This is a genomic window from Lyngbya sp. CCY1209 (assembly GCF_035615495.1).
Taxonomy (GTDB): domain Bacteria; phylum Cyanobacteriota; class Cyanobacteriia; order Cyanobacteriales; family Microcoleaceae; genus Limnospira.
On record NZ_JAJENU010000378.1, the window covers coordinates 1 to 2821 of the forward strand.

The following is a 2821-nucleotide window of genomic DNA, read 5'->3' on the forward strand; positions in this document are numbered from 1 at the left end:
AAGATATTGAATTGGGGGTATTATTCCTCCTATGTTTGAGATTCGATCCCCCCTAGCCCCCCTTGAGAAGGGGGGGAAAAGATGTTACTTTTGATTGTCATTTGTCTGGTATAGGTCTTCTTCAATCATCACAAAACCCGGGAACATTTTGGCGATGATATTTCCCAGTTCGTATTCGATCGCTTTATTTCCCTCTTCAGATGCGATCGCCAAATAGGCTACTTGGGAACGGTTCACCCGCATTCCCACCCGCCATTTTTCCGAGGTGGCGGTTTTGGGGAGTTTGACGATATCGGGTAAAACCTGTTTGAAAAGTTTCCCCCGGGATTGGGGATCGACGCCCAATGTCACCGTCGGGGTGTCGTGGAAGGCTTCCAGAGGGGGGATGTCGGCGAAGCGGAGGGAGGCGAGGTCGTCCAAATTTGTGCCGCCTTTGATGATAGGAATAAATATTTCTTCCAATTTCGTGGAGGCGTTGATCGTGTGTACCACCAGTCCGATGGTGTGGATGTAGATTTCGCTGGGTTGGACGAGGCCGTTGGCGATCAAACAGGCACCGTAGGAGATGGCGAAGGCACTGTTAATTAAGTTGAATTGACTTTCGAGGGTGGGGTCGTTTTCGCCCAGGTTGAGGGCATCCAGGATGGTTTTCTGCACCAGGTGAAACTGACAGAATCCCCCCACCAAAAAGAGGCGATCGCACTTTTGACCGTTGGCGTCCATCCAGGTTGTCACCCGTTCCAGGACGCGGGTAATTCCGGCGGCGATGGGGGCGAAGGCTCGGGCGACTTCGCCGCTGGTGAGGGTGTAGCCGTTGGAAAAGCTGTAGAGCGTTTGGTCTGCGAGTTCTGAGGGGCTGTTTAAGTAGTTTTTGAGTTTTTTGGTGTATTTGTTGTGTCCGGCGATTTTGACGCTTTCAAACTCCCGCAGCAGGTTCATAAATTCGGTGCTGTCGGCGTCGGGTGGGAGGCCGTTTTTTTGGGTGTAGGCTTGGATGACACAACTGCGATCGAAGGCGACCCCCGCCGATTCTAAACCGCGATCGCCCTGTCCGTCGAAGTACAAAACCTCGACTTTATTCTCCCCGTAAATACGGCACAAACTGACATCAAACGTTCCCCCACCCATATCGCAAACGAGGAGATTGCCGTTGAAAGGTTCCCGGTTTTCCTCCCGGTGGCGGCGTTGGGTTTCCCAGGCGTAATAGGCGGCGGCCGCGACGGGTTCGCTCACCAGTTGAATCAGTTGTTTTTCCAGTCCCAAATTTTCGGCAATTAGGGTTTGCAGGTTTTCCCGTCCGGTGTTGCAGATATCCCGCTGCCAAATTTCCGGGACGGACACCACCAAACCGGCGATTTCCCCCTGTTGGCGGGTGAAGCTGTATTCATTTTCTGGGGAGAGAAGGAGTTCCCGCAGATAGTCGGCGGTGACGCTGGTGGGGGTGTGCGGCAGCGGGTAGGTGTTGGCGAAGTTTTCCGTCAGCGGCAAGTCCATTTTGAAGTTGCCGTAACTTTTGCTTTCGGGATGGTTGGCGGCGGTGGTTCTGGCGGCTTGGCCGATTTCGATAAAGTCGTCTTCGTAGGCGATGAAGGAGGGGATATATTTGTATCCCTGTTCTCCGCCATATTGAAAGGCAACGGGTTTGCCGTCTTCTATGTGGGAGATAATCGAGTTGGTGGTGCCGAAGTCGAGGCCGATTTTGTACTGTGCCATCGCGGGTGTTTGACTGTCGGTGCAGGGCTGTTTATATTATAGGTGCGATCGGATCGTTTCGGCCGATCTGAGAAACCGGGTTTCTAACCGAGTCTCTCATAACCATCAAAAAATCTTCCTGAGAAACCCGGTTTCTTCACTCAATCGAATGGAGGAAAAGCAGATTTTTCCGTGAAAAAGTTGCCGAAAACAAAAACTTGACAACTGCCTGAAGTGGTTGTAGTGCTACAGATTACAAGTTTGTGCGCGAGAGAGAATCCCCACCCAGTACCCACGACCTACCCATCCACCTCCAACCACCCCGCCCGCGCACGGGAGATGGCCCCGAGATGCTGACGGGGAAAATGTGCAATCTGACCATGACAACCACTTTCCATTCACTCGCCATCCTACCTCTTCGCCGAACCGATTCCATATTGCACTATCATACCTCCCATTCGGCTTTCCTCCACAATTGATGTAAATTTGCTTCTGGACACTAAACCCAAAGCGTCCGTCACTGTATTTGACCCACAGATGATTGATAATTCGCAAATCCTCACAGCGAAATTTTTTGATATCATTTGTATCTAAATATTCCCGGTTCGTTTGTCCCGCCACCGCCCACATAATCCGAGCTGTTTCTTGGTCAGCATCTTTCCAATTTCCTGATTTCAAAAATTTTTTAAGTTGGGTATAATCACGATCAGAAGTATCTCTTTTTTTTGTATCTCCTTCTGGGGGTGGCGACTGGGTTAAATTCCGAATTTGCCGATTCATTTCATCCAACTGTAATTGTAAATTCATCAATTGCTGTTGATTCTGTTGCTCAATGCCATATAACTGAGTTTTAAAATCAGCCTGATGTTGATTATGCGACTCCGTTAAACCGTCAATTTTCCGCATCATTTCATATAACTGAGACTGCAACTGAGAAACTATCGCCTGTGCCGACTGTAGCTGACACTGGGACTGTTGCCAAACCCGCTTGGCGGCGGCAATGCGTTTTCTCTCTTTCTCCAAAAACCCCTCGGGTACTTTATCTAAGAAATACAGAGGTGTCAGGTCATAGCCACACACCGCACAGGTTTCGACCTCATTTTCCGTATATTCCGTTTCACAAACCGGA

At 50.0% G+C, this 2821-nt stretch carries 2 protein-coding genes; both read right to left on the reverse strand.

Annotated elements, in window-relative coordinates:
- Positions 1-84 precede the first annotated feature (84 nt).
- The gene (locus LKE08_RS10735; protein ID WP_324704218.1) at positions 85-1713 is read right to left on the reverse strand and encodes an Hsp70 family protein; all 1629 of its coding nucleotides are present in this window, start codon (positions 1711-1713) and stop codon (positions 85-87) included.
- A 225-nt stretch (positions 1714-1938) separates the two neighbouring features.
- The coding region (locus tag LKE08_RS10740) for a GUN4 domain-containing protein (RefSeq protein WP_324704219.1) at positions 1939-2821 on the reverse strand (883 nt) is incomplete at its 5' end.